General features: G+C 28.4%; 34 protein-coding genes and 1 pseudogene. 1 reads left to right on the plus strand and 34 read right to left on the minus strand.

The window, feature by feature from the left end; all coding sequences use genetic code 11:
- Nucleotides 1-11: 11 nt before the first annotated feature.
- From L3B96_RS11360 to L3B96_RS11490, 27 genes and pseudogenes are all read right to left on the minus strand, one after another.
- Nucleotides 12-821 carry a TlyA family RNA methyltransferase gene (locus L3B96_RS11360; protein ID WP_023974707.1) on the minus strand — a complete coding sequence of 270 codons (810 nt, stop codon included), beginning with the start codon at nt 819-821 and terminating at the stop codon, nt 12-14.
- A gap of 12 nt (nt 822-833) precedes the next feature.
- On the minus strand, nt 834-2,690 hold the full coding sequence (gene dxs / locus L3B96_RS11365) for a 1-deoxy-D-xylulose-5-phosphate synthase (RefSeq protein WP_238860989.1): 1,857 nt from the start codon (nt 2,688-2,690) through the stop codon (nt 834-836).
- Nucleotides 2,691-2,707: 17 nt separating this feature from the next.
- Complete coding sequence (locus L3B96_RS11370; RefSeq protein ID WP_017208901.1) at nt 2,708-3,577, minus strand: polyprenyl synthetase family protein; 870 nt, start codon at nt 3,575-3,577, stop codon at nt 2,708-2,710.
- Entirely contained in the window at nt 3,564-3,788 is a 225-nt protein-coding gene (locus L3B96_RS11375) for an exodeoxyribonuclease VII small subunit (protein WP_017208900.1), read from the minus strand. The genes L3B96_RS11370 and L3B96_RS11375 overlap by 14 nt, the downstream gene beginning before the upstream one ends.
- A gap of 12 nt (nt 3,789-3,800) precedes the next feature.
- The gene (gene xseA / locus L3B96_RS11380; protein WP_017208899.1) at nt 3,801-5,000 is read right to left on the minus strand and encodes an exodeoxyribonuclease VII large subunit; all 1,200 of its coding nucleotides are present in this window, start codon (nt 4,998-5,000) and stop codon (nt 3,801-3,803) included.
- Nucleotides 4,990-5,838 carry a bifunctional methylenetetrahydrofolate dehydrogenase/methenyltetrahydrofolate cyclohydrolase gene (locus tag L3B96_RS11385; protein ID WP_023974711.1) on the minus strand — a complete coding sequence of 283 codons (849 nt, stop codon included), beginning with the start codon at nt 5,836-5,838 and terminating at the stop codon, nt 4,990-4,992. The genes xseA and L3B96_RS11385 overlap by 11 nt, the downstream gene beginning before the upstream one ends.
- Before the next feature lie 127 nt (nt 5,839-5,965).
- Nucleotides 5,966-6,367 carry a transcription antitermination factor NusB gene (gene nusB, locus L3B96_RS11390; protein WP_011969025.1) on the minus strand — a complete coding sequence of 134 codons (402 nt, stop codon included), beginning with the start codon at nt 6,365-6,367 and terminating at the stop codon, nt 5,966-5,968.
- 131 nt (nt 6,368-6,498) lie between these two features.
- Entirely contained in the window at nt 6,499-6,879 is a 381-nt protein-coding gene (locus L3B96_RS11395) for an Asp23/Gls24 family envelope stress response protein (protein ID WP_011969024.1), read from the minus strand.
- A gap of 101 nt (nt 6,880-6,980) precedes the next feature.
- A complete protein-coding gene (locus L3B96_RS11400; RefSeq protein WP_011969023.1) occupies nt 6,981-7,496 on the minus strand; it encodes a SpoIIIAH-like family protein in 516 nt (171 codons plus the stop codon).
- 39 nt (nt 7,497-7,535) lie between these two features.
- Nucleotides 7,536-8,156: a stage III sporulation protein AG gene (spoIIIAG, locus tag L3B96_RS11405; protein WP_017208896.1), complete on the minus strand. Its 621-nt coding sequence runs from the start codon at nt 8,154-8,156 to the stop codon at nt 7,536-7,538.
- Nucleotides 8,157-8,167: 11 nt separating this feature from the next.
- Nucleotides 8,168-8,767, minus strand: coding sequence for a stage III sporulation protein AF (gene spoIIIAF / locus L3B96_RS11410; protein WP_238860991.1), 600 nt, complete (start codon nt 8,765-8,767; stop codon nt 8,168-8,170).
- Nucleotides 8,768-8,773: 6 nt separating this feature from the next.
- Nucleotides 8,774-10,063 carry a stage III sporulation protein AE gene (spoIIIAE, locus tag L3B96_RS11415; RefSeq protein WP_023974714.1) on the minus strand — a complete coding sequence of 430 codons (1,290 nt, stop codon included), beginning with the start codon at nt 10,061-10,063 and terminating at the stop codon, nt 8,774-8,776.
- A gap of 10 nt (nt 10,064-10,073) precedes the next feature.
- Nucleotides 10,074-10,457 (minus strand): stage III sporulation protein AD, encoded by a 384-nt coding sequence (gene spoIIIAD / locus L3B96_RS11420; protein WP_011969019.1) that lies wholly within the window; start codon nt 10,455-10,457, stop codon nt 10,074-10,076.
- Nucleotides 10,458-10,468: 11 nt separating this feature from the next.
- Nucleotides 10,469-10,666 carry a stage III sporulation protein AC gene (spoIIIAC, locus tag L3B96_RS11425; protein ID WP_011969018.1) on the minus strand — a complete coding sequence of 66 codons (198 nt, stop codon included), beginning with the start codon at nt 10,664-10,666 and terminating at the stop codon, nt 10,469-10,471.
- A 64-nt stretch (nt 10,667-10,730) separates the two neighbouring features.
- On the minus strand, nt 10,731-11,249 hold the full coding sequence (gene spoIIIAB, locus L3B96_RS11430) for a stage III sporulation protein SpoIIIAB (protein ID WP_023974715.1): 519 nt from the start codon (nt 11,247-11,249) through the stop codon (nt 10,731-10,733).
- Nucleotides 11,237-12,157 (minus strand): stage III sporulation protein AA, encoded by a 921-nt coding sequence (gene spoIIIAA, locus L3B96_RS11435; RefSeq protein WP_023974716.1) that lies wholly within the window; start codon nt 12,155-12,157, stop codon nt 11,237-11,239. The genes spoIIIAB and spoIIIAA overlap by 13 nt, the downstream gene beginning before the upstream one ends.
- A gap of 154 nt (nt 12,158-12,311) precedes the next feature.
- Nucleotides 12,312-12,677, minus strand: coding sequence for a CD1247 N-terminal domain-containing protein (locus tag L3B96_RS11440; RefSeq protein WP_011969015.1), 366 nt, complete (start codon nt 12,675-12,677; stop codon nt 12,312-12,314).
- A 90-nt stretch (nt 12,678-12,767) separates the two neighbouring features.
- Nucleotides 12,768-13,325 (minus strand): elongation factor P, encoded by a 558-nt coding sequence (efp, locus tag L3B96_RS11445; protein ID WP_023974718.1) that lies wholly within the window; start codon nt 13,323-13,325, stop codon nt 12,768-12,770.
- A gap of 321 nt (nt 13,326-13,646) precedes the next feature.
- Entirely contained in the window at nt 13,647-14,015 is a 369-nt protein-coding gene (locus L3B96_RS11450) for a hypothetical protein (protein WP_238860993.1), read from the minus strand.
- Nucleotides 14,008-14,418 (minus strand): hypothetical protein, encoded by a 411-nt coding sequence (locus tag L3B96_RS11455; protein WP_017208891.1) that lies wholly within the window; start codon nt 14,416-14,418, stop codon nt 14,008-14,010. The genes L3B96_RS11450 and L3B96_RS11455 overlap by 8 nt, the downstream gene beginning before the upstream one ends.
- The gene (locus tag L3B96_RS11460; RefSeq protein ID WP_238860995.1) at nt 14,369-15,034 is read right to left on the minus strand and encodes a hypothetical protein; all 666 of its coding nucleotides are present in this window, start codon (nt 15,032-15,034) and stop codon (nt 14,369-14,371) included. The genes L3B96_RS11455 and L3B96_RS11460 overlap by 50 nt, the downstream gene beginning before the upstream one ends.
- A gap of 64 nt (nt 15,035-15,098) precedes the next feature.
- A complete protein-coding gene (locus L3B96_RS11465) occupies nt 15,099-15,521 on the minus strand; it encodes a hypothetical protein (protein WP_238860997.1) in 423 nt (140 codons plus the stop codon).
- Nucleotides 15,512-15,976: a hypothetical protein gene (locus L3B96_RS11470; protein WP_077830376.1), complete on the minus strand. Its 465-nt coding sequence runs from the start codon at nt 15,974-15,976 to the stop codon at nt 15,512-15,514. Before L3B96_RS11470 ends, L3B96_RS11465 begins: the two co-directional genes overlap by 10 nt.
- Nucleotides 15,966-16,391, minus strand: coding sequence for a hypothetical protein (locus tag L3B96_RS11475; RefSeq protein ID WP_238860999.1), 426 nt, complete (start codon nt 16,389-16,391; stop codon nt 15,966-15,968). The genes L3B96_RS11470 and L3B96_RS11475 overlap by 11 nt, the downstream gene beginning before the upstream one ends.
- Entirely contained in the window at nt 16,388-16,834 is a 447-nt protein-coding gene (locus tag L3B96_RS11480) for a prepilin-type N-terminal cleavage/methylation domain-containing protein (protein ID WP_238861001.1), read from the minus strand. The genes L3B96_RS11475 and L3B96_RS11480 overlap by 4 nt, the downstream gene beginning before the upstream one ends.
- Nucleotides 16,831-17,946, minus strand: coding sequence for a type II secretion system F family protein (locus tag L3B96_RS11485; RefSeq protein ID WP_238861003.1), 1,116 nt, complete (start codon nt 17,944-17,946; stop codon nt 16,831-16,833). The genes L3B96_RS11480 and L3B96_RS11485 overlap by 4 nt, the downstream gene beginning before the upstream one ends.
- Nucleotides 17,939-18,718, minus strand: a pseudogene (locus tag L3B96_RS11490) (ATPase, T2SS/T4P/T4SS family); the annotation flags it as partial. The gene L3B96_RS11485 and the pseudogene L3B96_RS11490, both read right to left, overlap by 8 nt.
- Here L3B96_RS11490 and L3B96_RS11495 point away from each other — a divergent pair.
- A complete protein-coding gene (locus tag L3B96_RS11495; RefSeq protein WP_238861005.1) occupies nt 18,692-18,910 on the plus strand; it encodes a helix-turn-helix transcriptional regulator in 219 nt (72 codons plus the stop codon). The pseudogene L3B96_RS11490 and the gene L3B96_RS11495 sit on opposite strands and share 27 nt — an antisense overlap.
- A 146-nt stretch (nt 18,911-19,056) precedes the next feature.
- On the opposite strand, the gene L3B96_RS11500 is transcribed toward L3B96_RS11495, so the two are convergent.
- The 7 genes from L3B96_RS11500 to L3B96_RS11530 form a co-directional block, all read right to left on the minus strand.
- Nucleotides 19,057-19,380 carry a hypothetical protein gene (locus L3B96_RS11500; protein ID WP_171788485.1) on the minus strand — a complete coding sequence of 108 codons (324 nt, stop codon included), beginning with the start codon at nt 19,378-19,380 and terminating at the stop codon, nt 19,057-19,059.
- A 140-nt stretch (nt 19,381-19,520) separates the two neighbouring features.
- Nucleotides 19,521-19,895 carry a hypothetical protein gene (locus tag L3B96_RS11505; protein ID WP_238861007.1) on the minus strand — a complete coding sequence of 125 codons (375 nt, stop codon included), beginning with the start codon at nt 19,893-19,895 and terminating at the stop codon, nt 19,521-19,523.
- Between the two features lie 247 nt (nt 19,896-20,142).
- Complete coding sequence (locus L3B96_RS11510) at nt 20,143-20,361, minus strand: helix-turn-helix transcriptional regulator (protein WP_238861008.1); 219 nt, start codon at nt 20,359-20,361, stop codon at nt 20,143-20,145.
- A 197-nt stretch (nt 20,362-20,558) separates the two neighbouring features.
- Complete coding sequence (locus L3B96_RS11515; RefSeq protein WP_238861010.1) at nt 20,559-20,774, minus strand: hypothetical protein; 216 nt, start codon at nt 20,772-20,774, stop codon at nt 20,559-20,561.
- 304 nt (nt 20,775-21,078) lie between these two features.
- Nucleotides 21,079-22,029 carry a ComEC/Rec2 family competence protein gene (locus L3B96_RS11520; RefSeq protein ID WP_238861012.1) on the minus strand — a complete coding sequence of 317 codons (951 nt, stop codon included), beginning with the start codon at nt 22,027-22,029 and terminating at the stop codon, nt 21,079-21,081.
- 160 nt (nt 22,030-22,189) lie between these two features.
- Nucleotides 22,190-22,639, minus strand: coding sequence for a cell wall-binding protein (locus L3B96_RS11525; protein WP_238861014.1), 450 nt, complete (start codon nt 22,637-22,639; stop codon nt 22,190-22,192).
- Between the two features lie 175 nt (nt 22,640-22,814).
- Nucleotides 22,815-23,072, minus strand: coding sequence for a DUF2651 family protein (locus tag L3B96_RS11530; protein WP_238861016.1), 258 nt, complete (start codon nt 23,070-23,072; stop codon nt 22,815-22,817).
- Nucleotides 23,073-23,100: the final 28 nt, after the last annotated feature.

Raw genomic sequence — 23,100 nt, forward strand, 5'->3', positions numbered from 1 at the left:
CTCCAAGGAAGTTAAATTTCTATGTGTGAATTTTCAACAACTTCATCTATATCATCTTTTCCAAAATCACTCTTTTTATTTTTATCCTTTGTAAAATACACTAAATATTCTCTATTTCCTTCTGGCCCTTTAATAGGAGAAAAACTCACACCTAAAACATTTAAGTTTTGCTGTAATAAAAAGTCTACAATATCATGCACTACTTCTTTATGTGTGCTTATCTCTCTTACAACGCCTTTTTTTCCTACTTTCTCGCGTCCAGCTTCAAATTGAGGCTTTATAAGTGCAACAACTTCTCCATCATCTTTTAGCAAATTTATTGTCGCAGGCATTATTTTTTTTAGTGATATAAAAGATACATCTATAGATGCAAAGTCTAAAGGTTCTCCTATATCTTCTAGAGTAACATATCTTATATTTGTTCTTTCCATACAAACTACTCTTTCGTCAGTTCTAAGTTTCCATGCAAACTGTCCATACCCAACATCTACAGAAAACACTTTGGAAGCACCGTTTTGAAGCATGCAATCAGTGAATCCGCCTGTGGATGCCCCTATATCCATACACACTTTATTCTCTAATGATATGCTATAAGTTTTCATTGCTTTTTCTAATTTAAGTCCACCTCTGCTAACATACTTAAGTGTTTCTCCTCGATATTCAATATTAGCATTAGAACTTACTTTCTCACCAGCCTTATCTACTTTCTGGCCATCAACATAAACTTTACCTTCCATTATACAAGCTTTTGCTTTTTCTCTAGAATTAATTATGCCCTTTTCTACTAAAAGTAAATCAAGTCTTTCTTTTTTTTCCGCCATTTGTTTCTCCTTTTAATCATAAAGCTTCATAACAATCTTGCTTATATTCTCGTAATCTAATTTATATGTTTTGTACAAGATTTCTACATTTCCCTGAGGAATAAATTCATCATCATATCCAAGTGATCTAATAGTTCCTTTATAATCTATTTCACTTAAATAATCTTTTACAGCTGAACCTAATCCGCCTTTTATAATGTTATCCTCTATTGTTAAAATATTATATCCTTCTTTTTTTATATTTTCTAGTAATTTTTTATCAATTGGCTTAACAAATGTTGCATTAATAACCGTTGGATTTAATCCTTTCTCATATAGGAATTCTTTTGCAATCATTGCATGTTGAACCATCCTGCCAGTTGCAATAATACAAACCTTAGAACCTCTATTTACTATTTCCCATTGTCCTTCTACTACCTCTTTAATTGGTGAAAGAGTATCAATTATGTTTCCACCCTTTGGATATCTTATTGCAACTGGCGCATTTTTGTTAATTGCCCATTTTAATAAAACATCAACTTCTTCTAGACATTTTGGTACAACTATATGTATATTAGGGATCATAGATAAATAGGATAAATCATTAATACCTTGATGAGTTTCACCGTCTTCTCCAACTATTCCCGCTCTATCTATCGCAAATACTACTGGAAGATTTTGAATACAAACATCATGCAATACCTGGTCAAACGCCCTTTGTAGAAATGTTGAATAAACTGCGAAAACAGGTTTTAAACCATTACTCGCCATCCCAGCAGCAAGAGTAACTGCATGTTCTTCTGCTATTCCAACATCAAAGAATCTATCTCTAAATTTCTGTGAAAAACACTTAAGTCCTGTACCTTCTGGCATAGCTGCTGTAATTGCAACTATTTTTTCATCTTGAGCTCCAAGATTTACTAGTGCCTTTCCAAATGCCTTTGAATAGCTATTCTTTGGTGATGCATTTGATTCACCGCTTTCTAAATCAAATGCTCCTACCGCATGGTACTTACTTGGACTTTCTTCTGCTAGCGCATAACCTTTTCCTTTTTGAGTTAAAATATGTATTATTACTGGTTCGTTTATTTCTTTTGCTTTTATAAACACCTCTGTCATTGCATCGATATCATGCCCATCAATTGGTCCAATATATTTTACCCCCATGTTTTCAAAAAACATAGATGGAACTATTAATTGCTTTATGCTATCTTTAACTTTAGATATTTTTCCCGCTATATTTTTACCTAGATTTGAGTTATCTAAAGATGCATGAATATCAGTCTTTAACTTATTGTATACTGGAGCTATTCTAAGTTTATTTAAATATCGTGATAATCCTCCGACATTTGTTGAAATTGACATCTGGTTATCATTTAATATAATTATTAATTTTGTTTTTCTAAACCCAACATCATTTAGAGCCTCGATTGCCATTCCACCTGTTAGCGCACCATCACCTATAACAGAGATAACATTATATTTTTCTTTCTTTAAATCTCTTGCCCTTGCAATTCCAAGAGCTGCTGATATTGAAGTACTACTATGGCCTGTGTCAAAATAATCATATTTACTTTCATTTCTCTTAGGAAATCCACTTATTCCATCATATTTCCTAAGCTTTTTAAATCCTTCTTTTCTTCCAGTCAAAATTTTGTAAATATAACTCTGATGCCCTACATCCCATACTATTTTATCTTTATCAAAACTAAAGGCTTTAAATAAACTTAATGTTAATTCAACAACCCCTAAATTAGATGCTAAATGGCCACCAGTTTTAGATACACTATCTATTAAAAATTTTCTAATCTCACTACTTAAAACTTTATAATCTTCTTCATTAAGCTTTTTTAAATCTTCTGGAAAATTTAATTTATCCAGTAAGTTCATAACAATCATTCCCTCTATTAATTTTCTCTATTTAAAAGAGTATATGTAAGTTCAACTAAGCAATCTGAATTAACACTCAAACTTTTAAGAATAGATATGCATTCTTTAGTTAAAGTTTCGCATAGTTCTTTACACTTATCTAATCCAAAAACCGATATAAAATTTGTTTTATTATGTTCTTGATCTGCATGTATATTTTTACCTAATACATTACTATCTCCAATAACATCTAATATATCATCTTTTATTTGAAAAACAAGCCCTAGCTTTTCACCATATTCCCTTAATAATCTCAAATCATCTTCAGGCGCTTCAGCTAAAATTGCTCCTGAAACTATTGCCGCTCTAATAAGTGCACCTGTTTTTTTAGCATGCATATATTCTAACTCATCTTTTGATATCTTCTTTCCTTCTGAAATAATATCTACTACTTGACCTCCTATCATACCTTCTGCGCCTGCCGCAACTGCTATCTCATGTGCTGCTCTTAAAGCATTGTTTTCACTTTTTATCGCATAATCCATCATTATTATCATAGCTTCATTTAATAAAGCATCTCCTGCAAGAACTGCTATATTTTCCTGAAATTTAATATGATTTGTTGGTTTCCCTCTTCTTAAATCGTCATTATCCATACAAGGAAGGTCATCGTGAATTAATGAATATGTATGAATCATTTCCATAGCAGCCGCCATTGGTATAACTTTCCTATAATCTTCTTTATATATATAATAAGTTAGCGAAAGCAATATTGGTCGTATTCTTTTTCCGCCTATATTCAAACTATAGCTACATGAATCATATATAATTCTATTAAAACTTCCTTTTTGACTGAAGTAATTTTCCAAATATTCATTAATATCTTTTTTTAAATTATTTATCTCCATAATCTTCACTAAACTCCACTTCTTTATCATCTTTAATTATAGAAATTTTAGCTTCATAGGAATCTAAAATCTTATAAATCTTATTTACAAGTTTAACACCTTCTTCATAAGATTTCATAGATTCCTCAAGATTCAAGTCATCTGTTTCTAAATTGCTTAATATATCTTGAAGTTTAGTTAACATTTCTTCATAACTTTCTTTTTTAGCCATATCTCAAACTCCTCATTTTGATGGTATGAATTTTCCTTCTATATTACCATCTTTAAGAATAACTTCTATATTTTTATCTTCATTTAGCTGTTCTTTCGATGTAATAATATTGTTTTCATTATCTTTTATTATAGCATATCCTTTTGAAATTACCTTAATTGGATTATGAGCAAAAAGCAAATTATTTAAATTTTCTACTTTGTTCTTTTCTCCTTTAATTTTCGTTCTCATTGCAAAATTCAACCTATCTTGTAATCTATCCACTTCTAAATATGAATTAGATATTTTAGCCATCGGAGAATGAACCTTTAAAATTCTTTGAGCTCCTGATAAATTATTTCTACAAGTATCTAATCTATCACTTATATACTTATCTAAATTCTTTGAAATATCTAGTAATCTATCTTTTATATTATCACTAAGCGGAACAGCAATCTCGGCTCCTTGAGAAGGTGTTGCTGCCCTGACATCTGCTACAAAATCACAAATCGTAAAATCTATCTCATGCCCTACTGCTGAAATTATGGGTATTTTAGAGTTGAAAATCGCCTTAGCCAACTCCTCTTCATTAAAATTCCATAATTCCTCTATGGAACCTCCGCCTCTGCCTACTATAATTATATCTACTGATTTCTTTCTATTAAAATAACTAATTCCAGAAATGATATCCTTGTAGGCACCTGCACCTTGTACTTTTGCCGGATATAGGACTACATCCACAAGACTGCTTCTTCTAGTTGAAACATTTATAATATCTCTTATTGCCGCTCCTGTTGGCGATGTAACTATTCCTATTCTCTGAGGATACTTTGGTAATTCCTTTTTATATGCTTCATCAAAATATCCTTCTTTAGATAGTTTTTCTTTAAGTTTCTCAAATTTAATGAATAAATCTCCTAATCCTTCTTTTCTTATCTCATCACAATAAAGTTGGAAGCTTCCAGTGGCAGGATATATTGATGCCCTACCTTTAATAATAACTTCCATTCCTTCTTCTAATGGAAAATCTAATAATACTGCATTACTTTTAAACATAACGCAATTTATTCTGCCACTACTATCTTTAAGCGTAAAGTAAATATGCCCACTACTATGATACTTCAAATTAGAAATCTCCCCTTTTACAGAGAGATTACTTAAGATAAAGTCATTGTCTAACATTCTTTTTATATAATTTGTGACCTCTGAAACAGTTAAAGTCTTAATATTCATTTTCCTGTAAAGCCTCACATGCATTTTTTATTAATAAAGTAGTTGTTAACGAGCCAACCCCACCTGGAACTGGAGTTAAATATCTACATTTATCTATTACCTTATCAAAATCTACATCTCCAGTTATTTTACCCTCAAAAGATGATGTTCCAACATCTATTACAATCGCATTTTCATTTACGTATGTTTCATCAATGAATTTTGGTCTTCCTATAGCTACTACTAAAATATCTGCATTCTTGCAAACTTCCCTGAGATTCTTAGTTTTTGAATGACAAATTGTAACTGTTGCATTTTCATTCAATAAAAGCTGAGCTACTGGCTTTCCAACTATGTTGCTTCTTCCAAGGACTACAACATTCTTCCCTACAATATCTATGTTTAGACTTTTAATTAAGGTAATTACTGAATTAGGTGTACAAGGTAAAAATTTTGGCTCTCCCATATATAGTTTTCCTTGACTCTCAAATGTAAGACAATCAATATCCTTATTAGGAGATATTTGCTTGATAATTTTCTTTTCATCAAAATTATTCGGAAGTGGCAACTGTAGAATAATTCCATGAATATTATTATCTTCATTTAATTTATGTATTTCTGCTATAACATCTTCGTCATTGCAAGTTTCTGGTAAAGTTAATTTTAGAAACTCAACTCCAAGAGAATTAGCTACTTTCTCTTGACTGCCCATATAATAAATAGATCCACCATCATTTCCAACTAATATTGATGCAATTTTAGGAACTTGAAGATTTTTTTCTTTTCTATTATTAACAAAATTTTTTATTTCTTCTTTCACTTTTAATGCAACTTCTTTACCATTAATAATTTGCCCCATTTTATCATTCTACCTACTTTCACTTTGTAATCCTATTTTATATAATTTTAAGTATCTTTATTGCAAATATTCTAAACATAATTAAATTATAAATCATGTATATTTAAAATGTATTAGTATATAAAAATTAGTCCTGCTTAATCTTATCTAGTACTCCGTTTATAAACGATACACTTTTTTCATCTGAATATCTTCTTGTAATTTCTAAAGCTTCGTTGATTGCAACACCTCTTGGTACTTCCTTATCATATAATAATTCGTATGTTGCAATTCTTAAAATGCTTAAATTAACTTTAGATATTCTTTCAATTTTCCAGTTATGTAAATTCTCTTGTATAACTTTGTCAATTGCTTCTTTATTATTGTTTACACCAATTAACACTTGTTTTACATATGTTAAGTCAATCTCTTTTATATCCCCTTCATAATTCTCTACAAATGCTTCCACTGCATCTTCCATTGTATCTTTGCTCAAAGTCATTCCAAATAGTAACTCCATAGCCTTTTCCCTTGATAATTTTCTGTTCATATATTCCTCCTAAATATGTATCATAGTTAATTATGTACATTTATCATTATACACACTTTTGCTTTCTTTTAAACCTTGGTTAATTTCAGCATAGAAACACCCTCTGAAAGCTTCAGAGGGTGAAAATCAAACTAGTTAGATTCACTTTCTTCCTTTTTTGATATATAAATATTCTGAACATAGATATTAACGGCTTCAACATATAGTCCCGTCATAGCTTCCACGGTTTTCTTAACATTATCTTGCACCTGAGGCACAACTTCCATTATTTTTTTACCATATTCAACTGATACGTTCATATCTATAATTGCTTTATCTTCTTCTAGAGTAACTTTACTTGCTTTAGCGGTGTTCTTTTTACCTTTAAATATGTTTGTTAAGTTGTTTGCAACACCCATTTGAGCATCTAATATTCCATCAATCTCCTGAGCAGCAATTCCTGCAATAACGCTTACTACCTCATCAGAAATTTTAACTACTCCGATATTTTCTTCTCTAACTAAATCTTCCATGTTACTTTAACCTCCTAGGTTTTGTGATAACAAAACATGATAATCTTGTGTTCATTATATCAAATATAATTTAACATTACAAATATATTATGGTTTTTATACTATTTTTGTACTTGTATTATTACGTCTTTAATTTTTGATATCTCTTGAACTATTTCTTGTATAGCCACAGTTTCACTTTCTTGAAGTTCATTAGGTGATTTAACAATTACTGTTGCTTTATCTGATTGTAACATACATAAAGCATCCTCATAGCCTTTATTTTTGATACTTAATTCTATTCTTCCTTCACTATCTTTTGTCATTGTTTTTTGTGTTAACTCTTTTGTTGCTTGATCCTTTTGCTCCTTTGATGTATTTGCATCTGAAATTATTGAATTTAAAGTTTGTATTGTAGTTGAATCCTGCTGATCTCTTTCGCTTCGCGCATCATAAAAATAATTTTGTTGACTTAAAGCCTGTGTATCTTGTTCAGTTTTTGATTGATCAGTAGATAAAACCTGGCTTAAATCTGTTGGATCATTTAGCCCTCCGTTATTAAGTTTTGCTGCTAGCATTCCTACACATAATATTAATGCTAATAATGTAAATATAATCCCACATTGTTTCTTTGTCATAATATTCTTCCTCCCATTCTTTTTCTATAAAATTATATGCTACTTCTTCATGCTATATACATTAACCTTATCTAAACTTAAGTTATATAGTTTTGACACAGCTTGTTCTATTCCATATTTTATCTTGCTATTGTCAGCACCTTCTGCAAGTATTATTATCCCAGTAATTTTAGGCTTATATGTTTTCAAAATAAATGGTTCATTATTTCCATCAGATGTTGTCATTACAGTTTTTGACGCATCTGTGTCTTGATTTGTAACTCTTTTTCCACCCTCGGTATCATTTTCCTCTGTAGTTGACTTTTGATTATTCTTATCATACGCTGGGACTTTTTCTCCCCCATTTTCAAAAGACATCATTACCTCAACATCACCAACTCCATTCATTTTCTTTAATATGTTTTTTAAATCATTTTTTTGTTTTTCTTCATAATTTTTTTCATCTGATTCATTATTTATTTTAGTATCATCTACATTTTCTGCATTTGTTTTAGCTGCGGTAGATGATAGTTTATTGCTGCTAAAATTATTGTTGCCAGATGAAAATACATTCATAGCAATAAGTATAAATGCAAGTATTATACAAACTGCTATAAGACTTTTCATCTTTTTCTGCTCTAGTATTTTGCTAAATTCTTTTTTAAATTTATCTTTATCCATATATATACCTCCTACTCCTCTAATCCATATACTTCTATTTTCTCCTTTGGAATGTTTAATTCATTGCTTGCAAAATCAGCTATTTCACTATATTCTGCATTTTTCCCTTCGTTATTTTCATCTGCACCTTTGCTTATTATTATTTTTTTTATTTTATTTATTTTATTACTACTTACACCTATCCTAAGTTTCTTTACATTTATAGATACTTTACTAAAATCCACATCGCAATCAACTTCACTCTTAAAATTCATGTCTTTGAAATTATTTTTTAAAATGTTATCACAATTTTTATTAAAGTTGGCTACAAATGCTTTTTTTCTCCCATCATCTGTATTACTTTTGCTTAATGTATCTATACTGTCAAAATTAGCTGTATCTCTATCTTTTGAAAATGCTTGTTCATAATTATTAATGACATCTGTAAAGTTTTTTTCTCCACCTTCTACAATTTGCAAGATTGGATTTAATATAATCGTTATTAATATTAATCCCAATACAAATTTTATATATTTCTTCATCTTACTAGGAGCAATCATCTCTACAGCGCTCATAAATATAAGAACAGTCACAAGGGTAATTACAAATTTTTTTAAAGCTTCCATAAACATAGTATTTTATCCTCCAACTATAAACCTACCAGTGGATGCCATGATGCCTATTAATATAAAAAACATAAAGCTTACAGTTAATACACATGATATTATAAGCATCATGGAACTTCCCGCTGCCTCCAATGACTTCGTTATTCTCGAATCGCTTATTGGTTCTATTAATGCTGCTGATAATTTATATATAAACTCTATAAGAACCAACTTAATAAGGGGATGTAAGAGAATTAAGATAATTACAACTAACCCTATTGAACTTATAGCGTTTTTTATTATAAGTGAATATCCAGCAACAGAAGTAATCGCATCCGAAAAGGCTTTTCCAACAATAGGAATAAAGTTGTCTACAGCGAATTTTGCCGTCTTTAGTGTTACTGCATCAATCGTAGTTGATGTAATCCCTCTAATCGTTAATAATCCTATAAAAATTGTTACTATGATTCCCTGAAACCATATAATGATCTGCTTAAACAACTTACACAAATTATTTATTTTATGCTCTGCTGATATGTTATTCGCAAATTCTAATACAAATCCCATTAATATCATTGGAATTATCACATTGGAATAAACTTTAGGTATAAATACAACTGCACCAAGTACTATAGGATCTAATGTAGTAGCCGCTGCTATTCCTCCAGCAAGAGAAATCATAGTCACAAGAATAGGGAGAAGCGCACTCATAAAATCTGAAATATTATTTATTACATCTTTAGCAACTGAAATTGAAATTATAAAACTCTTTGATAGCACCATTATTATTAAGGCGTAGCATGCATAAAATGCTACTTGGGATATACTTTCACCTGAAAATGCATCTTGTAGATTTTTTAGTAGTGAACATATTATTGCTATTGTAACTATTGATATTACTAAAGATAATACACTTTTCACTTCTTTAAATATTATGCTTAATGCTGCTTTTAGAAGTGTATCAATTGAAAGATTCCCTTTACCTTCTTTGATATAAGTTTCGACATATTCAACTGGATTTAAATTGTTCATGAGCTCAACATCTGTTTTCATTTTGCTTATATATTCATATAGCGAATTAATTTCTTCTTTCGCACTTCCCCCTAATTCATCTATGTTAACTTCATTTTCAGAAGATTGTTTACTTTTATTCTTATCATAAAAGTTTGTGTTATTACCTGTTTCAATATCAACTTTATTATTTACTTCTGCCGCATAAATAGTTCTCGATTCAATAAAAGAATCACCTGTCACAGCCGAAATAAATATGTTAATCATAAGGCTCATTAATACTATAAACGTAACTCTTTTTATCATCTTCATATATAAACACCTACATTATCTGCAATATAGAATTTAATACTGCCATAAGTATCGGAATTGCTAGTACTAAAATCATTATTTTACCTGATAAATCTATTTGAGTCGCAAGGCTATCGGCATTAGCATCCTTACATAATGCACTTGAAAATGATGCTATATATGCTATAGCCAAAATCTTTAGTACTATTCCAATATAGACCATATCAATATTGGCTTTATCTGCAATTTCTTTTACAAAGTCTATCACTTGTCTAAGTGGCTCTATCATAATAAGAAGAATTAATGCACCCGCAGTTAGAACAAGGAATGTATTTAATTCATTTTTAGATTGCTTGAATAATAGCATAATAAATAATGTTATAAACGCTATGCCTACAATTTTTACTATTAACATAATCTGCATCCCTACATTACAAACATAGTTTTAACAGTACTAAATAAATCCCCTATGATCGAAACTATCATAAGCAGAATTATTACAACTCCTGCAATATTTGTTATAGCTGCAATCTCACCTTTTCCACTGCTAGTAAGAACCTTATCTAATACTACTAAAAGTATCCCAGCTCCTCCAATTTTAAAAAGTATAGTTATATCATGCATTTATCTTCCTCCAATCCTTATTTAGTATAATTATTTTAGCTATTATAAATTATTTATAATGACCTCATATCATAAATATGATTATCATTGCTCCCAAACATACTCCAAGATATCTATAAAGTTTTGTATTCTTCTTTGCATTTTCCTCTGCATCACTTAGATTTATTTTTATTCCTTCAATCGCCAATAAGAATATTTTTTCTTGTCCATAAACACCTGATTCTCCAAGAGACTTAAAAAAATCTGACATTATCTTTCTGTCATCACGTTCAAGATAAAATTCATTTTCCAACACTTCAAACTCCTCTAATGCTGCTTCATATACGCTTTCTACATTCCCTTTTAGTAATCTATTAACCACTAATTCAATAAAATTGCTCAGAGGCTTGCACACTTTATGTGATAAATTTCCTAAAGCTTCAGGCAAAGGAGTTGTTCCATAAACTATATCATTTTGGAGAATTGTTAAAGATTTCAATATCTCTTTAAGCTGCTCCTGCCTTTTCTTGAAAGTTTCTCCATATGCAAATCCTATATATGTGCTTATAATAAATATGCATACTATAAGAATTAATTTAAGCACATACTCTCACCTCCTTTTATGCTATACACATTTTCAACTGTTCCAATACCATTTCTATTACTTAATATTATTACTCTTTCCAAAATCTCATTATCTAATAAGTCACTAAGGACCCTTCTCTTATATAGATCTTCTATTGTAAAACCATGGATTGTTGTTATTATATTTACGCCAGAATTGAACGCCATAATAAGTGCTTCTACATCTCCCTTAGTGCCTATTTCATCGCAAATTAGTACTTCCGGAGAAAGACTTCTAATTGCCATGATTAACCCTTCTCTTTTTAAACAGTTATCTAATACATCTGTTCTGATTCCTAAATCGCTTTGAGGAATTCCAAAATAGCAGGCTCCTATTTCACTTCGTTCATCTATCACCGCCACCTTCTTACCAGCAATCCCCAAAGATGGCATTCCACTTGATATATTTCTAGCTATGTCTCGTAAAATTGTTGTCTTTCCACATTTAGGTGGAGAAATTATTATAGTATTATAAACTTTATATGCTGATGTAATATATTTCATAACCTTATTTGAACATCCAATTACTTCTCTGCAAATTCTTATATTTACAGATGAAATATTTCGTATAGTCTTTACTTCACCCTTTTCCATTACACATTCACCAGCTATGCCGATCCTATGTCCACCTTTAATTGTTATAAATCCTTGCCTTATATCTTCTTCATAGGCATATAATGAATAATTGGAAACTTTTTGCATAATACTTTTCATATCTTCCTTTGTAGAAATATAATTAATAATACTTTCTCCATATTTTGAGTAAACTAAAATTGGTTTCCCAATTTTAATTCTAAGCTCATATACCTGTTCCTTATTAAGCCTATCCTTAAGTAAATTGCCTATTTTAGTTGGAAAAATTCCTACTATCTCTTCTTCACCAATCAAAACTCCACTGCCTCCTCCATCGTTCTCTTAATTAATTAATATTTAATATCTCCCCAAAATATTACTGAATTATAATAAAAATATGTAAATTAAAAAATGGCTATCTTAAATTTAACTTTAAGATAGCCATTTTATTTATATATTTAATAATTAATTATCCTTTTATATTCTTTTTACAATAAGGACATGGAATTTCTTCGTTATTGCTTAGGGTAGATTGTTCAATAAAAATTGGTTTATTACAATGAATACAGTTTATTTCCGTATATTCATCTTCGATATCATTTAATTCATCTATAGACATCTCTTCAAATAGTTCATCTTGAATATTTGATAAATCATCATCCATAAATCTAATATTTTCTTCCAATGTTTCTTGATTTACAGTCAACTCTTCTATTCTTTGATTCATAACTTCTAAAATAGAATATACATTATCAAAACATTCTTTATAATCCTTATTTTCTATTTTAGATAAATTCTTTTTTAAAGCTTCAATCTCTTTGCTAAGCTCTTCCATATCTTTTCACTTCCTTCTCTTTATTTGTAAAAATGTTGAGATTAAATATAAAATAAAGTTGCTAAGCTTCTCGCTTAGCAACTATATAGCTTAAACTCTTTCCATGTATTCGCCAGTTCTAGTGTCTACTCTTATAACATCACCTTCATTAACAAACATAGGAACATTAACTATCGCACCTGTTTCAAGTGTAGCTGGTTTCATTGCATTAGTAGCAGTGTTTCCTTTAACACCTGGTTCAGATTGTGTTATTAATAATTCAACAAAGTTTGGAGCTTCTACTGAGAATGCATCACCTTTAAAGAATTTTATTGTTGCAAACATATTTTCTTTTAAGAATCTTATTGCATCTTCAACTTTTTCATAGTTTAAAGGAATTTGCTCATATGTTTCTTGATCCATGAAGTAATATAATTCTCCATCTGAATAAAGATATTGCATTTCTTTTCTTTCAATTACTGCTTCTTGTAATTTTGTAGTTGGGTTGAATGTTGTATCTGTAACTCCACCTGAAATTACATTTCTAAGTTTAGTTCTTACGAATGCTGCTCCTTTACCTGGCTTAACATGTAAAAATTCTACTACTGTAAATACTTGTCCATCCAATTCAAACGTTGTTCCTTTTCTTATATCTCCTGCTGTTATCATTAAAGATCCCTCCAAATTTATAAAATAAGACATATAATAAATAACACCTCTAAGATGTTCTGTATTCTTTTTGTTACTAAATAAACAACATTACATCAAAGTAATATATTATTCAGTAAATATATTACTTTAGTATTATACAAAACAGACTATCATAATGACTTGTTATTTTTTTAATATGCCTAATTACCGCGTAACTTTTTCCAAATATTAAGCTAATATACTTAATCGTTGACATAACACTCATATTTTATCAAAAGACAATGATAATTGCAATCTTTCTGATTATTTTCCAGTAAAATTTTATAATTTTATAACCTTTTAAACACTTTCCTTAGTGCTTATATCTAATATAATAGAGGTTTCGTCCTTATTTTTATCTATAATATAGTTATTCACATCATAATTTTTTAATTTAGGCAACTCATTTAATAGATCATCTTTACTACCGGATATTTTTATTTTCACATACCATTTACCGTCTTTTTCATTAGCAGAAAGAATATTCTTTTCATTTAAGCAATCTAAATCTCTGTTAATTTGTTTTAAAGTTTTATGATCGTAAAATTTATTTTGATAATTGTATACTTTGATATTATTAGCTTTTTTTATATTATTTATACATAGTATTTGCGTAAAGGCTAATATTATCATTATGATTAAAATTATATGCTTGAGTAGTCTATTCATATAAGCTTACTCCTAGTTTATATTTTTCATTATCATTTAAATTCATATCATGTATTTCTATAAAACCATTGGAACTTAACTCATCTATATCACTTAAATTATTTACTATTATATCCCCGCCATTATTAGTTATGTGTGCCTCTTCAATATTGTCTTTCATTAAATTTTTTACCCAAATGCTAATATCTTCAAACTTAATCTTACCTTCTTCTAGGTTACTATTTCTATTTAATTTAGAACTTTCTTTAGTTTCACTTATATTTTGAACTACAAACGGAAAAGCAATTAAGTTAATAATTAAAAATAATATTATTACTTTATTCTCCTTTCTAATTGTGTTCATTTCAGCCTTGTTAAAAAATCTTTCTGGAATAAAATCTTTGTTTTTCGTATATATTTTCATTTATAAATTCTCCTATATTCACTTTTTTAGCCTTAGATTTGTTATTGTCTGAAATAATATCAACCGTATTGTCATCAACGTATATTCCTTCGAGATCACCTTTCTTTAAAAGTTTCTCTTCAACAATATGTTTATTTTCAGAAACAAATCCATCATGATATAATCTATCCCTAAATGATACATAATAATAGCATGTATCATATTTTATTAGTGCTTTAAAATTTCTATTATTATCTCTAACTATTTTCATCAAAGCATCTTTTATTATAAATTGAATTGGCTTAATTTCTATATTTATTGCCTTCTCCACTACTTTTTCAACTCTCTTAGACCCCTTTATAGAGTATATTGAAATTACATTTCCCTTTTTCTCAAAATCATATAGTATATCTCCATTTTGAGGAAAATCATTTCTAATTTTTGAATCTACAAAGTTGCATAATTTACATCTTCTTACAGCATTCTCAAAATGGCTCACAAATAATTCTTCTTGAAGTATTACCACCTTTATATTTGAAGTTAATAAACCACTTAATTCTCTAAATTCATTAAAATCATATTTTTTTCCATCATATGTGCAATAATTTTTTTTAATAAATATTATTGATTTTCTCATTAAATACCTCTTTTATAAACTCTTAGTCTAAATGCTTTTATAATTATTCACATTATCATAGATGCTATTTATTATAGTCATCAAAATTATATGTTGGAATTAAAATTATTTTTTCCCCCTTAAAACTGTAAATAATTGATCTTTTTCTTATTACATCATCTTCTTTGTAAGTTGTTAATAGAAGTTTATTATTATCTTTATTGTATTCGATTATATTGTCATCTATTTTTTTATTAAAGTTTTCTGAAAACATATCTTCATTCAGTTTCTCACTATTTACTTTCTCTCTATTAATCTCTATCATAAACTTATTTAACACTTGCTCCTCATTTGAATTCAAATCATACCTATCTTTATCAAATTTGTATAAACAGCTTAGTTCATTGTTGTTTTTCATCATTTTAAACATAAAACACCCTAGAATGCTCATTAAAGATAATACTATCATAGTACTTATTAATACAGTTCCTTTTTTCTTCAAATGCACTTAATAAATTCCCTCCCATCTTTGTCATGTAGTATAAAATAAATTAATTTTCCTTTTCCCTTAATTTCAAGATTGTCTATATCTTCAAGCATAGTATTTATTGTTTGTGTAACATCATTTCTTGTATATTTTATAAAAATTTTTCCGTCATAAGATTTAATTATTTTATCCATGCTATTGAATTCATCATTCTTTAAAAATTTAATTTGGTTATTATTAACTGTTATCTGCTTAATTCCACCTTCACTTATAATATTATCTAAATCTATAAAAAAATTTTGATAGTTATTATACTTTATACTTAACTGAATTGATTCTAAATACGCTCTATACATGGATGTAAACAAACTTATTCCAGATGCCAAAATCATTGTTGTTAAAAAAATATACGCTAATGATTCAATAATAGTAAATCCTCTCTTCTTTTTAAAAACATATCCAATTTTATACTTCATCCATCCACCAACTTTTAGTAAACTTTTTTTCCACATTCACTTCATTTTTTCCGACCTTAATATTAGCTACTATTTCTAAATTCAAGCCAATGTCATCCTCACTTATTTTGTTTAACTTAATGTCTTCACCATCTTCTAATTCATCTAGACTTTTATATGTTAATTCTCTACTAAAATCCCCATTATATTTAAATCCAATTTTATTTTCTAACATTTCATGCATTTCTTCATTTGATGTATTGTATTTTAATTCATTTTCCAAATTACTTATTGCCCTATCGACTTCTTCTTGTAAAATTCTTTCCCTTAGTATATTAGAATTTTCTATGCTCGTACTTATAATAAATGTAGCATTCAAAGTTAAAATCATTGCAGACGCTAATGTTTCAATTAATATACTGCCCTGCTTTTTCATATTGCTTCACCATTCTTTATACTAATCAAATCCACTCCAACGCCTATCGTTATATCCTGCTTTACACCGCAATTATCTATTATCTTTATTGTATTCCCCCTAGATATTTTCCCATCTGGCGTTACCAATATATTTATATCTCCACTAATGATTTTTATTTCCTTCGGAATACATACAGTCTTCTCTATACTATCCCATCCATCTATAAATTTAATTTCATTTTTACTTGCATTTACAGTTATTTTTCCATAGTTATTCCTTTCTCTACAAACCGCTTTGCCATATGAAAGTAAATTTTGAATCTCATAAATATATTCCGAATTGTCCATATTTTTTGATACATTCCGAGCAAATTTACTTAATGATATTCCTACACTAAGTAAAATTGTTAGTATAAAAACACTTACCATAGTTTCTATTAAAGTGAATCCATCGCTTCTCATTTTCTTATTCCACCCTGAAGATTATTAAACAACGGAAGGACAAATATCAGTAGAAATAGAGTTATGAAGCTTGCCATCATAATTATGAAAATCGGGTTTATCATTTTTAAATATTTTTGTATTTTCTCATTAAGTCTATATTCTAGAGTATTGGCTAATTCTTTAAAACCTTCTTCTATTGTTCCACCTTCCTCTCTAATCCTTACAATAGCTAACGCATATTTTGAAAAGACTCCACTTTTCTCTAACGACTCGGTTAGAGTTTCCCCGCTTATAATATTTGAATTTATTTCAGTAATTTTATTTCGTAAATAGATAAAACTCATACTATTTTCACAATATTTAAGAGCCTGTGAAATGTTTATTCCAGTACTTGTTATTATAGAAAAAAGCAATACCATTATATACTCAAAGAAAGATTTTACTATACTTATTTTCGTTAGCCTGTTTATGCTGATTTGATTAGATAAACACTTTGCTAAAATTATTAATATTACACTCCAAGAAAAAATTGCCACACTAGTAAATAGATGATTGTCCTTAAAAGCAATGCTCATATCATATATGACTTGGCAACCTTTTGGTAATTTAATATTCATAGATTTATAAATTTCAAAGAAATTCGGAATCACTTCATTTACCAAAAATATACTAAGTAATATCATTGAAATAAATACAAACACCGGATAAATGCATGCATTTTTGATTTCTTTCTTAATAAATATCGATTTATCATAATAAATACTTAATCCCTTTAACACCTCATATAGTTTTCCCGTATTCTCGCCAATTGAAATAATTCCTATGAAGAATTCTGGATATAAGTCTTTAAACTCTGAAAATCCTTGCGACAAACTACTGCCTTGTTTTATTAACTCTAAAACTCCATATAAACTATCCTTATAGATCTTACTTGATAATATATCAGCCACTAAATCTAATGCTTCGGTTATTCTTATTCCATCTTTATAAATCTGTGCTAAACTTCCTGATATTAATGCCAGCTGTTTTTCATTTGTTCTATGCTTAATCTTCATCCCTTTTTTAAAGCTAAAATATGTTATATTTTTAAATCCTCTATAAGTTGAATTTTCCGAATTATTACTATTCATTCAATCTTTCCCCTTCTATAAATTCTATATAATCACTATTAGATATCTTTCCTTGAAGTAATAGTTCTTCCAAATCTTTCTTCATATTTTCATTTGATAGGTATTTGCTATCCTTATACAAATCCATCATCCTTTTTTCACTATTGTCCTGCAAGAAGTGAACCGAGCTGATTATTTGTCTTCCTGCATACCCTGAATAATTGCACATTTTACAGCCACATTTTTTATATAACATCCTTCCGTTCACTGAATTTTCATCATCTATCTTCTTACAATTATCGCATAAAACCTTAACTAATCTTTGCGATATTATTCCAACTATCGCATCACTTAATAGATATGGTTTAATCCCCATATTCTCTAATCTTATATAAACTTCCCTTGCTGATTTACAGTGGATAGTGCTATATACTTTATGCCCGGTAATAGATGCTCTTACAGCCATGCTTGCAGTCTCTTCATCTCTTATCTCCCCAATCATAATCACATCTGGGTCCTGTCTCAATATACTTCTAAGGCCATTCGAAAAATCTATGTCCAATTTTTTATTTAGACTCATTTGGTTGATATTAGGCATGACTATCTCAACTGGATCTTCCAAAGTCGTTATATTTAAAGCCTTGGAATCGATTTCCTTTAATATTGTGTAGATTGTAGTAGTTTTACCAGAACCGGTTGCAACCTGTATAAAAGTGCAACATTTAGAAGTGTATTCGAGCTATTTACTGTTAATTATAGGGGATTTTTGGCTAATGCTATTTTTAATGACCTTGAAGATAATATAACAAACAGAATTCGTAAACTTAGATATCTTAGCGGACTTTCCCAGATTGAATTCGGTAAAAAGGTCAATAGAAAAGTAGTCACCGTTGGTCAATGGGAAAGAGGAATTTTTAATCCAAGTTTGCCATCAAAGAAGAAAATAATTAAAGCATTCAATCTTCCTAAAAATTATCTTGATTAAATTTCTTATATTATAATGTAGGAAAATTTATATTTAGACTTTTATGGTAATTTAATTAGAAAAATAAAAAGCAGCATATTAAAAGAATTAGAAATTCTCTTAATATGCTCCTCTTACTATTTTCTATAGTAGTATTATATAGTTATCTAATCCCATAAATCTAATAAGTAATCTTTAAATAATCCCATGCCTTCATTGTATTTATTCCAATTCCCCTCATCCGTCCTATATTCATTACTGTAATTTAATTCTGCAATATCTTTAGCAAATTGAAAACTCCATACTATTTTATCTATTATTTTATGCCAATTTTCTATGGATCCACATTTATCAGGATAAGAATTAATATTTATTTGCTTAAATTTTCTCAATCTTGGTAATACAAAATTTATTATAGTTGAGTTTAAATTCCAACATTCATTATTTTGTATTTTGGATAATCCTTTTTTCTTTCTAAGCCTTTTATTCATGTTTCTAGTGCCTTTCTACAAACTACTTGCAATTTTAGAATAGCTTATTAAAAAAAACGTAAATTCAATATCTGAATAATACGATTTACAAATTTGTTGTTTATTTTTAGTAATTCATACTGTATTAAGATTGTACATTATTATATTCCCAATATAGCTATTATGAAAAAAACTATGTTCAATACTGGGCCAAAAACTATACATAAACTCAGAGCTAGTAAGTATCTATCATTCCTTCTAATTAGTGAAGATTTATTACCTAGAATTAATAAAATGCATATGAGATTAAAAAATACAGAAATATATAAACTTGTTTCTGGTGATAAGTACCATTGTCCAGATTTATATATTTGATACATTAACATTAATATTGACATAGGAACTAAAATTATCGCCTCTTTTTTTAAAATATTAATATACCTATTAATATTCTTTTCTGATTCAATATACACTTTAATGGCTATAACAAATAATGCGATTATAACCACAATTGCAATAATATCTTCTGTTTTCAATAAAATCACTCCATTTTATTATCTTCTATTATAATTTGCAATAATTTACTATTCTTAATGAATTATAACATAAATTGTAAATGTAGACTCTTCAATTTTAATCCGATTCTATCAGCATCTGCTAACATTAGTTCAAACAAAGTTTGTGGATTTTCAAAATACAAATATAATATTATAAATTAAAAAATCTCTCGCATTATCGAAATACAAGAGATTCACTAATTAATCAATTCTTCCGCAATAAAAATTAATCAGTTTTCTTTTTATTAGGTTCATATTTTAATATATCTGTAAGATCACACCCTACCACTTCACATATTTTATCAATATGATCTAAATTCACCCTATTATTTAATTCATGATAAAGTTCCGAAATAGTATTAGGTCTTATATCCGTTTTTTTAGCCAAATAAGCTTGAGTCCATCTTTTTTCCCCTAATACTCTAGATAAACAAATTCTTATCATATGTGTCATCTCCTATACCAGGAATTATAAATTTATTTATTATAAAAGCTTCTATATATTTATCCCAATAACGAATACTGATATAAGATATCAAATTGCGTTATTGGGTGATTTCTAAGAAAACTCTAAATTTTCAATTTGATTTTAACATAATATATAATTTCTAACGGCAATTTGTTGTTAAATATCTTTTTACGTTAATTCATTATAAATCTTCTTATTGAATTAAATATTTTTAACTTAAGTTCATTGTCTTCCTTAGCTTCTTCAAATACTCTTCCTAGATTATTCTTATTATATAGATCACTGTAATTTAGTTTTAAGTATTTCTCCACTGCACTTACTAAATTTATATCTAATTCTTTATCTTTTATTACCATAGCTATCATTCCTTTTATCATACTTAAGCTCAATATTTTCTCGATTCCTTTAATAAAATCCGCGCCTTACACAAACATACGTTCTCATAAATATATTATATTGAACCTGCGTTATCTTGTAAAGAAAATTTTCCGCTTACTTTTCCCATATAATAATTTATTTTCTTTAAATTCATATGCTTTTATCCAGAAAATATATTATTACATAATGCAAATTATCGAAATGAAATGATAGAAACTTAATGATTTTCCTATAATTATATTTGTATTTATTTTATAGAATATTAATATATGGATATAAAAAATCAGCAGCCATAATGACTACTGATATATAAATTTAATTATCTTTTTTATTAGTTTTTTTAGGAGCTATGTCATTCGCCTTATCAACTGGCTTAACATTGAATGTTATATTTGTTCCATCACTTGTTGCTATTACTGTTCCTTCTAAATCTGTTCTAAATACATTAATATTTTTAGCATTTAGTTTATCTAAAGTTTCTTCATGTGGGTGTCCATAATCATTACCTTTTTCACAACTTATAATTGCATATTTAGGGTTAACTTTATCCAAAAACGCTTGAGTTGTAGACGAATGACTTCCGTGATGCCCAACTTTTAAAACATCAGCCTGTATATCTAATTGTTTTTGTAGTATCTCACCCTCACTTACATCTTCAGCATCTCCCATAAATATAAAGCTAGTGTTACCATACTTTAGCTTACAAACCACAGAATAATTATTTAAATCTTCATACTTAGCACTATTAGGAGCTAAAAATGTTAATGTTGCGTCTCCTACCGTAATTTGATCTCCTACTTTTGGTACATTCATTTTCAAGTTTTTGTTTTTTAAAGCATCTACCATATTCTCAAATGTCTTAGTTGTTGTTGTTACTTTAGGTGCATAAAAAGTTCCAACTTTTAAATTATTGATAACATCATCCATGCTACCTATATGATCCTCATGTGGATGAGTTGCAATTGCATAATCTATTGTAGTGACTCCAATTGATTTAAGATAATCTAAAGCCTTCTTATCACTAGTTCCTGCGTCAATTAGAATGTTCTTTCCATCAACTTGAATTAATTCTGAATCTCCCTGACCAACATCTATATAATGTATCTTTAAATCTCCTAAAGTTTTTTGAGTTTCTATTTTTGTTTCTGCAGTAGCTGCTGTTGTACTATTAGTATTATTGACTTGTGAGCTCTTACCACACGATATTAGAAACAATGAAAATAATATTGCTAGTAATAAGCTTATGACTTTTTTAGTTTTTGGCATTTTAATCCCCCTTTGCTTACTATTATTGTATATTCTTTCTATATTGTGTCAATAATTATTTATTGAAGAAATCATAATTATTCCATCTAATAAAAATAGAGGATAGTACTTAAAAGCATTTAGTACTACCTCTATTTTTTATATGTTTTACTTTATTATATTAATAACATTTTTCACAAGCTCTATACCCTGCCTTTTGAGCATCAGCTAAAGACATAGTAGTATAATATTTCATACCATGTGCATTTGGACTTGAATGATATATACCATTCTTTGATACATATACTGTTTGACTTTGGTCGTTACTAGTATTAGCATCGCTTGCTGTACTTCCACTACTACTGCTGCTATCTGAAGGAGGAGTTGTCCACGCTCCATCTCCACGTAAATAATAATCTCCAATATAACAATTTTTAGCCATGTAACCATTAGAATAGAAATAATACCAATTTCCATCTATGTATCTCCATCCAGTAGCCCATGAGTTTCCTTCAGTATACCACCATCCTGTAGAATTGTTTTTCCATTCTGCGTGTGCTGCTAACGGTGTTGCTGCTAATATTGTTATTAATGTAACAAAACAAGCTACCAATCTCTTAAAGTTTTTCATTAAAACATCCCCTTAAATTTTACTTTCAATACTTTAATTTCTACATTTTCTTCTAAATCCCTTTAATATAGAGATTGATAATATCAAGTAAATTATGGTGTTTAATGAAAATTAATAAATATAAGTATTACTGATTGTAATATATCTACTATTTATAAAAGAATTATAACGTAAGCTATCTCTTATGTTTAAGAATTAAATCTGCACTAAATGTTCCGATTAATGATATACCCGTATAAACAAAACACCATATTAGGAAAGTTGAATTAAATAAAGTAAATGTAGCAATTAAATACCCTATAAAAATAATACTTAAAATAATTACTTTTTTCTTAATTAAAAGTTGTAAAATTATAGATATTATAAATGTAAGTAGCGGAAATATAATTAATATCATCCCAAATGGATTATCATTAATACTAAAAATAGACATAAACATTTCACTCCTTCAATATAAATAA

The sequence above is a fragment of the Clostridium sp. YIM B02569 genome, assembly GCF_022320765.1.
GTDB lineage: Bacteria > Bacillota > Clostridia > Clostridiales > Clostridiaceae > Clostridium > Clostridium beijerinckii.

Excerpts from the sequence above, each read along its gene's own strand:
- efp (WP_023974718.1), bottom strand. The coding sequence starts at position 13,325 with ATGATAACAGCAGGAGATATAAGAAAAGGAACAACGTTTGAATTGGAT.
- L3B96_RS11510 (WP_238861008.1), bottom strand. The coding sequence starts at position 20,361 with ATGATAAGAATTTGTTTATCTAGAGTATTAGGGGAAAAAAGATGGACT.
- spoIIIAD (WP_011969019.1), bottom strand. The coding sequence starts at position 10,457 with ATGTTAATAGTAAAAATTGTAGGCATAGCGTTTATAACATTATTTATT.
- L3B96_RS11485 (WP_238861003.1), bottom strand. The coding sequence starts at position 17,946 with ATGAATAGTAATAATTCGGAAAATTCAACTTATAGAGGATTTAAAAAT.
- L3B96_RS11475 (WP_238860999.1), bottom strand. The coding sequence starts at position 16,391 with ATGAAAAAGCAGGGCAGTATATTAATTGAAACATTAGCGTCTGCAATG.
- L3B96_RS11480 (WP_238861001.1), bottom strand. The coding sequence starts at position 16,834 with ATGAGAAGCGATGGATTCACTTTAATAGAAACTATGGTAAGTGTTTTT.
- spoIIIAE (WP_023974714.1), bottom strand. The coding sequence starts at position 10,063 with ATGAAGATGATAAAAAGAGTTACGTTTATAGTATTAATGAGCCTTATG.
- L3B96_RS11450 (WP_238860993.1), bottom strand. The coding sequence starts at position 14,015 with ATGAATAGACTACTCAAGCATATAATTTTAATCATAATGATAATATTA.
- L3B96_RS11520 (WP_238861012.1), bottom strand. The coding sequence starts at position 22,029 with ATGCCAAAAACTAAAAAAGTCATAAGCTTATTACTAGCAATATTATTT.
- L3B96_RS11525 (WP_238861014.1), bottom strand. The coding sequence starts at position 22,639 with ATGAAAAACTTTAAGAGATTGGTAGCTTGTTTTGTTACATTAATAACA.
- L3B96_RS11500 (WP_171788485.1), bottom strand. The coding sequence starts at position 19,380 with ATGAATAAAAGGCTTAGAAAGAAAAAAGGATTATCCAAAATACAAAAT.
- xseA (WP_017208899.1), bottom strand. The coding sequence starts at position 5,000 with ATGAATATTAAGACTTTAACTGTTTCAGAGGTCACAAATTATATAAAA.
- spoIIIAF (WP_238860991.1), bottom strand. The coding sequence starts at position 8,767 with ATGTTTATGGAAGCTTTAAAAAAATTTGTAATTACCCTTGTGACTGTT.
- spoIIIAG (WP_017208896.1), bottom strand. The coding sequence starts at position 8,156 with ATGGATAAAGATAAATTTAAAAAAGAATTTAGCAAAATACTAGAGCAG.
- spoIIIAC (WP_011969018.1), bottom strand. The coding sequence starts at position 10,666 with ATGCATGATATAACTATACTTTTTAAAATTGGAGGAGCTGGGATACTT.
- L3B96_RS11360 (WP_023974707.1), bottom strand. The coding sequence starts at position 821 with ATGGCGGAAAAAAAAGAAAGACTTGATTTACTTTTAGTAGAAAAGGGC.
- nusB (WP_011969025.1), bottom strand. The coding sequence starts at position 6,367 with ATGAACAGAAAATTATCAAGGGAAAAGGCTATGGAGTTACTATTTGGA.
- L3B96_RS11470 (WP_077830376.1), bottom strand. The coding sequence starts at position 15,976 with ATGAAGTATAAAATTGGATATGTTTTTAAAAAGAAGAGAGGATTTACT.
- dxs (WP_238860989.1), bottom strand. The coding sequence starts at position 2,690 with ATGAACTTACTGGATAAATTAAATTTTCCAGAAGATTTAAAAAAGCTT.
- L3B96_RS11460 (WP_238860995.1), bottom strand. The coding sequence starts at position 15,034 with ATGAGAAAATCAATAATATTTATTAAAAAAAATTATTGCACATATGAT.
- L3B96_RS11455 (WP_017208891.1), bottom strand. The coding sequence starts at position 14,418 with ATGAAAATATATACGAAAAACAAAGATTTTATTCCAGAAAGATTTTTT.
- L3B96_RS11375 (WP_017208900.1), bottom strand. The coding sequence starts at position 3,788 with ATGGCTAAAAAAGAAAGTTATGAAGAAATGTTAACTAAACTTCAAGAT.
- L3B96_RS11385 (WP_023974711.1), bottom strand. The coding sequence starts at position 5,838 with ATGGGGCAAATTATTAATGGTAAAGAAGTTGCATTAAAAGTGAAAGAA.
- L3B96_RS11395 (WP_011969024.1), bottom strand. The coding sequence starts at position 6,879 with ATGGAAGATTTAGTTAGAGAAGAAAATATCGGAGTAGTTAAAATTTCT.
- L3B96_RS11400 (WP_011969023.1), bottom strand. The coding sequence starts at position 7,496 with ATGACAAAGAAACAATGTGGGATTATATTTACATTATTAGCATTAATA.
- L3B96_RS11370 (WP_017208901.1), bottom strand. The coding sequence starts at position 3,577 with ATGGAGATAAATAATTTAAAAAAAGATATTAATGAATATTTGGAAAAT.
- L3B96_RS11440 (WP_011969015.1), bottom strand. The coding sequence starts at position 12,677 with ATGGAAGAGCTTAGCAAAGAGATTGAAGCTTTAAAAAAGAATTTATCT.
- L3B96_RS11530 (WP_238861016.1), bottom strand. The coding sequence starts at position 23,072 with ATGTCTATTTTTAGTATTAATGATAATCCATTTGGGATGATATTAATT.